The sequence below is a fragment of the Chamaesiphon sp. OTE_20_metabat_361 genome (assembly GCF_031364565.1).
Map to the genome: position 1 here is coordinate 1 of NZ_JANLWO010000715.1, position 5,937 is coordinate 5,937.

5 protein-coding genes and 1 pseudogene are annotated in these 5,937 nt (G+C 52.8%); 1 reads left to right on the plus strand and 5 read right to left on the minus strand.

Annotation, left to right across the window (positions count from 1 at the left end):
* A pseudogene (locus RMO35_RS20205) lies at positions 1-605 on the minus strand (phosphoglucomutase/phosphomannomutase family protein); the annotation flags it as partial.
* A gap of 172 nt (positions 606-777) precedes the next feature.
* Between RMO35_RS20205 and RMO35_RS20210 the strand changes: the two are divergent.
* Positions 778-1,176, plus strand: coding sequence for a thiol-disulfide oxidoreductase DCC family protein (locus tag RMO35_RS20210; RefSeq protein ID WP_309743615.1), 399 nt, complete (start codon positions 778-780; stop codon positions 1,174-1,176).
* On the opposite strand, the gene RMO35_RS20215 is transcribed toward RMO35_RS20210, so the two are convergent.
* The 4 genes from RMO35_RS20215 to kdpB all read right to left on the minus strand — a co-directional run bounded on the left by RMO35_RS20215 (position 1,173) and on the right by kdpB (position 5,787).
* Complete coding sequence (locus RMO35_RS20215) at positions 1,173-2,282, minus strand: sensor histidine kinase KdpD (RefSeq protein WP_309743617.1); 1,110 nt, start codon at positions 2,280-2,282, stop codon at positions 1,173-1,175. The genes RMO35_RS20210 and RMO35_RS20215 overlap by 4 nt on opposite strands.
* A 44-nt stretch (positions 2,283-2,326) precedes the next feature.
* Entirely contained in the window at positions 2,327-2,962 is a 636-nt protein-coding gene (kdpC, locus tag RMO35_RS20220; RefSeq protein ID WP_309743619.1) for a K(+)-transporting ATPase subunit C, read from the minus strand.
* A gap of 488 nt (positions 2,963-3,450) precedes the next feature.
* Positions 3,451-3,693: a potassium-transporting ATPase subunit F gene (locus RMO35_RS20225; protein WP_309743621.1), complete on the minus strand. Its 243-nt coding sequence runs from the start codon at positions 3,691-3,693 to the stop codon at positions 3,451-3,453.
* 6 nt (positions 3,694-3,699) lie between these two features.
* Positions 3,700-5,787: a potassium-transporting ATPase subunit KdpB gene (gene kdpB / locus RMO35_RS20230; RefSeq protein ID WP_309743624.1), complete on the minus strand. Its 2,088-nt coding sequence runs from the start codon at positions 5,785-5,787 to the stop codon at positions 3,700-3,702.
* Positions 5,788-5,937: the final 150 nt, after the last annotated feature.

Here is a 5,937-nt window from a genome sequence, read left to right on the forward strand (position 1 = left end):
CCTAATAATCTACCTAAACCAGTACTCGCCGCACCATTCATCACATCGGCAAATACAGTCAATTTACTAGACGCGATCGCTTGTTGAATGCTCGCGAGATCGACTTTTCCCCGCAACTCCTGACAATAGCTCGCCCACGGATCGAAAGTTGTTAAGGTTCCCGGCTGACTGACTGAAATCGTTTCGCCTAACCTCGCCTCGATTTGCTGCGTCATTTCTGGCGGTACCGAACCCCCAAAATTGCCCTTCACCTTCAAACCTAAATAATCACCCGGATTGTGACTGGCGGTAATTACCAAGGCACCTAGCGCATTTTGACTGTGTGCAGCCCAGCTAAATGCTGGCGTCGGTGCATAAGTATCGCTGAGGATGACATCAAATCCCGCCAATCGCACCGCCTCAGCCATCCGTTTGGCAAAGGTTTCCGCCATGAATCTGCGATCGAATCCGACGACTATCAGCCGATTGCCCGTCTTGGCTCCATAAGTATCCGCCAACACCGCCGCCGCAATCGGCGCAACCATCAACAGTCGATCGAATGTAAACTCTGCACCGATTACACCCCGCCAGCCATCTGTCCCAAATTTAATCGCGTCTACAGTCATCACTTTCAATAGGTAGCAACTTTCCTATTTTACAGAGGTGAAGGATCTTCTTATCGCGGGACGATCGCTAAATTTGCGATTCGTTGGGTTGCTGTCTGTCGCCAGGAACCGATCGAGACTTCCAGGTAATAATAGATATGTTTAAACTTTTAATGACTCGAATGTCAGCTTTATGTATCAGAACCTAATTTTATTCGATGGTGTCTGCAACTTTTGTAATACTGCCGTGCAGATGGTTATCGAGATCGATCGACACAAGATTTTTCAGTTTGCAGCGATTCAGTCCGAATTGGGACAACGGCTCTATCGTCAGCATGGCTTAGATCCGATCGATATTCAAACGTTGATGCTAGTAGATGGCGATCGCGTTTTGACGAAAAGTGATGCGGTGTTGGCGGTACTGTCGAAATTAGATGGTGGTTGGCAATATTTAGCTAATTTTACAGCGATGCCGCAGCCGTTAAGAGATTGGGCGTATACTGAGTTTGCGCGGCAGCGATTTGTGTTATTTGGACGGCGCGATACTTGTATGGTACCGACTCCAGAATTGCAGGAGCGATTTATCAGTTAGGACTTGACTCGCTCCTCGTCAGCAGATCTACTAGTTGAAATGATATGGATATCGACATTTTTGAGTAGTCGCAGGATCTGTTGAGTCAGCGAACCTTTCCAGAAGATCTGCCACCGCGATTTTTGACTTTCACCCATGACTATTTGGGTGATTCGGTACTGTTGGGCGGTTTGGGCGATCGCTTTGATGATATTGTATTCGCGCACTTGAATAAACTCACCGCCAAATTCTTGACAGAGCCGTTCGCAGGTAGCGATATGCAGGCTCTCAGCTTTAGTCAGAAATCGATCGGGTTCGTTGACATATAGTACATAGAATCGAGCGTGCATGTAGTTGGCAACCCGCGCCCCCCGCCGGAGGAGTTGCACGGTATTGGGATATGTCGAGATACATACCAGTACTCGTTCGTGAATGTTGCAAGTCGCGGGTACGAGGGCATCGCCCTTGGATTGCTGAGTATCCTCGATGTTGTCTGCGACTTCCCGTAGTGCTAACTCTCGCAATGCTGCTAAATTACGCCGCTGGAAGAAATTATTGAGAGAACTGTCGATCTTTTCCGGGGCGTAAATTTTGCCGTCGCGAAGGCGTTCTTGCAGGGTTTCCGGCGTGACATCGACGACGACGACTTCATCAGCGGTTTCAAGAATTCGATCGGGAATGCGTTCGCGCACGACAATTCCAGTTAGCTGTGCCACGGTATCGTTGAGGCTTTCGAGATGTTGGATATTCACGGTGGAATAGACATCGATACCAGCGACGAGAATCTGTTCGACATCTTGGTAGCGTTTTTCATGCTCGGAACTAGGAATATTAGTATGGGCGAGTTCGTCTACTAGAACTAGTTGCGGTTGGCGATGGAGGATCGCTGGTACGTCCATCTCCGTGAGCGTAGTATCTTGCCAAGTGATTTGTTTGCGGGCAACTTGTTCGAGTCCGATCGCTTTAGCCTTAGTTTCCGCACGGTTGTGAGTTTCCAGTAAGCCGATGACGACATCGATGCCTTCGGCACGCAGTCGATGTCCTTCTTCGAGCATTCGATAAGTTTTACCGACACCTGGACTCATCCCGATAAAAATTTTGTGTTTGCCGCGACGGTAGATTTGCATGGGTTTAGGCTTTAGGCTTTGGGCTTTAGGCTTTAGGCATAGGATTAACTTAACGCATCTAGGGCGAGGTTGAGTTTGAGCACGTTTACGCCGGGTTCGCCGAAGATGCCGAGGAAGCGATCGTCGGTATTTTGGGCGATGAGGGCTTGGATGCGATCGGCTGTAACTTTGCGGGCACTAGCGACGCGTTGAACTTGCGCTGTGGCGGCTTCAGGGGTGATGTGAGGGTCGAGACTAGAGCCGGAGGTGTAGAGGAGGTCGGCGGTGGGTTTGATGCCTGCTTGCTTGAGTCTGGGGAGGTCGCCGGAGATCGCTTTTTTAGGATCGGGGTCGGTTTTGCCGTTGATGCGATCGAGTAATGCGGGGTTGCTGGGGGCGAGGTTGCTGGCTCCAGATATTCCGGTTTTGAGGATGCCTGCGGTGTCTTGTTTCGGGTTGGCGGTGCTGTAACTGGTGCTGCTGGGGCGACTGTTGAAATAGCGATCGCTAGTGAAGGTTTGTCCGATGAGGGCGGAGCCGACGATCTGACCCTGGGCGTTGGGGAGGAGGCTGCCATTGGCTTGGGCGGAGAAGGCTACTTGGGAGATAGCGAGCATGGCGAAGGGGTAGATGACGGCGACGAGGAGCCAGAGGACGAGGGTGGCGCGGATGGCTTTACCGATTTCGCGGGCGGGATTCATGGTTGTTTATGGGGGTTTGGTGGGGTGAAATTTGGAGGTTGTGGGTATGAGGCGGAGCGGTAAATGTCAGATATTAGTGGGTTGTGGGTTTGAGGCGGGGCGGCAAATGTTAGATGTTAGTGGGTTGTGGGTTTGAGGCGGGGCGGTAAATGTTGGATGTTAGTGGGTTGTGGGTAGGAAGCGGGGCGGCAAATGTTAGATATTAGTGGGTTTCGATTTTTCTGGCGGAGGCAGAACCCGGATCTGGGGGTTCCGACCCCCGGCCCCCCCGTTGAAAGGCGGGACGCCGCCTCTCAAACTCTCCTGCGTATGGTTCGATCTGTGTGCTAGCGTGGTGAGCTTTGTAGATCTGTAGGTTGGGTTGCGGATGCGCGCTCGTCGGGTTTCCCGACGGTTTAGCGCACCAAGCAGAAGAATGAAACCCAACATGCTCACTCCCATCTCCCATCCCCCATCCCCCATCTCCCATCTACCATCTCCCATCTCCTCTAAAATCTTTCTGGTTGAAACATGACAACAAATAGATATGCCGACAGAGCTACCGTACCTAAGCCTAAGATGCACAGGGCGTAGATTTGGGGGCGGGAGAAGGTGTCGCCTGTGGCGGCGAAGGCGGCGGAGGCGAGGACGACGTTGAAGCAGAGGGAGAGGAACAAATAGGTGGGATATTTGCGGCGACTCCAGGCTTGCCAGAGCTGGGCTAGCTCTGCGGAAATGATGCTGCGATTCATAATTGGTTAGGAGAAGGGGAGCAGGACATCGATGATTTTGATGGCGATAAAGGGGGCGATGACACCGCCTAAGCCGTAAATGAGGATATTGCGTTGAAGCAGTTGGTCGGCGGTGAGGGGGCGAAATTTGACGCCGTTGAGGGCAAGCGGAATCAGGGCGGGGATGATGAGAGCGTTGTAGATTAGGGCGGCGAGGATGGCTGACTGGGGGCTTTTGAGTCCCATAATATTGAGCGAGCCGATGCCAGCGGCGGCGAAGATCGTGGGGATAATCGCGAAGTATTTGGCGATGTCATTGGCGATCGAGAATGTAGTCAGGGCACCACGGGTGATGAGAAGTTGTTTGCCGATCGCGACTAGATCGATTAGTTTGGTGGGATCGGAGTCGAGATCGACCATGTTGGCGGCTTCTTTGGCGGCTTGGGTGCCGGAGTTCATCGCGACGCCGACGTTGGCTTGGGCGAGGGCGGGGGCATCGTTGGTGCCGTCTCCAGTCATGGCGACGAGTTTACCCTGGGACTGTTCGCGCTTGATGACATCGATTTTGTCTTCGGGGGTGGCTTCGGCGATGAAGTCATCGACGCCTGCTTCTTGAGCGATGACGGAGGCGGTAATTCGGTTGTCGCCAGTAAGCATGATGGTGCGGACACCCATGCGGCGGAGTTGGTCGAATCGTTCTTTGAGTCCGGGTTTGACGATATCTTTGAGATAAATTACGCCGTATAAGTCCCCATTTTGACAGATTCCCAAGGGGGTACCGCCGAGTTTGGAGACGCGCTCGTAAGCGGCATCGAATTCGTCGGGAATGTTGCCACCGCGCGATCGGACGAAGCCGCGAATGGCATCGATCGCGCCTTTACGAACTTCAATCCCGTCGGGAAAATCGGTACCGCTCATCCGGGTACGGGCGGAGAATTCAATCCCTTCAGCGCGGGTACGATCGAACATGAGTGTCGCGCCCAATTTTTCGGCGAGTTGGACGATCGATTTACCTTCGGGGGTTTCGTCAAATAAGCTCCCAGCCAGGGCAATGGCGGCAACTTCAGTCAGGGAATGACCGTTGACGGGAATAAATTCATCGGCTAAACGGTTGCCCAGGGTGATCGTCCCGGTTTTGTCGAGAATCAAGGTATTTACGTCGCCACAGGCTTCTACAGCCCGTCCAGAGGTGGCGATGACGTTAAATTGGGAGACGCGATTCATCCCGGCAATGCCGATCGCGCTGAGTAGTCCGCCGATAGTAGTGGGAATTAGGGCGACTAAGAGCGAGATGAGAATCGCGATCGTAATGGGGGTATTGACGTAGTTGGCGAGTGGGGAGAGAGTCGCGACGACAATTAAGAATACTTGGGTGAGGACGGCGAGAAATACCGTCAGGGCAATTTCGTTGGGGGTTTTGGCGCGTTTGGCACCTTCGACGAGGGCGATCATCCGATCGATGAAGCCTTGTCCGGGATCGGCAGTAATCCTAATCGTCAATTCGTCGGATACGACGCGCGTGCCGCCTGTGACGGAGCTGGCGATGTCAGTACCGGGTTGTTTTAATACTGGCGCGGATTCCCCCGTAATTGCTGATTCATCTACAGAAGCTACCCCGGCGGTGACTTCACCATCGGCGGGAATCATCTCGCCGATGGAGACTTTGACGAGATCGCCTTTGCGGAGTGCGGTAGAACTCACTTCCCCAATCGTCCCATCGGGTAAGACTTTGCGAGCGGGGGTATCGGCACGACTCGATCGTAGGGAGTCGGCTTGAGCCTTACCGCGCCCTTCGGCGACGGCTTCGGCAAAGTTGGCAAATATGACTGTGAAAAATAAAATGAACGTAATTAAGCCATTCAGCAGCCGCTGTTGACCGAGATCGGCTTTGACTGTGCCGAATAAGTTCGGATCGATCGTCACTAGCAAGGTGACGATCGTGCCTACCCAGACGATGAACATCACGGGATTACCGACGGCGGTACGCGGATCGAGTTTGATAAAAGCATCGCGGACGGCGCGTTGATATAGCCCTTGCAGCGAAGCTTTGGGAGTCTGGCGGCGTTCGCGAGAACCTTCAATGTTTGCTTGTGGTTTAGCGGAATTGGGAGTCATATATTAGCAAAGATGCGAAATCTAATTTCCGATCGTCGATAAGCAGTTTGAGCGCACAGTAAAAGGTAAACGGGAAAACTTTCTGGCGTTGCTGATTTAAGGTATGATTTGCTCTTCAGTCCCGCCCTCGCCTCCGGCTCTGGCTCCCCT

Bases quoted from the DNA above. Each gene is read 5' to 3' on its own strand.
- RMO35_RS20210 (WP_309743615.1), top strand. From the start codon at position 778: ATGTATCAGAACCTAATTTTATTCGATGGTGTCTGCAACTTTTGTAAT.
- RMO35_RS20215 (WP_309743617.1), bottom strand. From the start codon at position 2,282: ATGCAAATCTACCGTCGCGGCAAACACAAAATTTTTATCGGGATGAGT.
- kdpC (WP_309743619.1), bottom strand. From the start codon at position 2,962: ATGAATCCCGCCCGCGAAATCGGTAAAGCCATCCGCGCCACCCTCGTC.
- RMO35_RS20225 (WP_309743621.1), bottom strand. From the start codon at position 3,693: ATGAATCGCAGCATCATTTCCGCAGAGCTAGCCCAGCTCTGGCAAGCC.
- kdpB (WP_309743624.1), bottom strand. From the start codon at position 5,787: ATGACTCCCAATTCCGCTAAACCACAAGCAAACATTGAAGGTTCTCGC.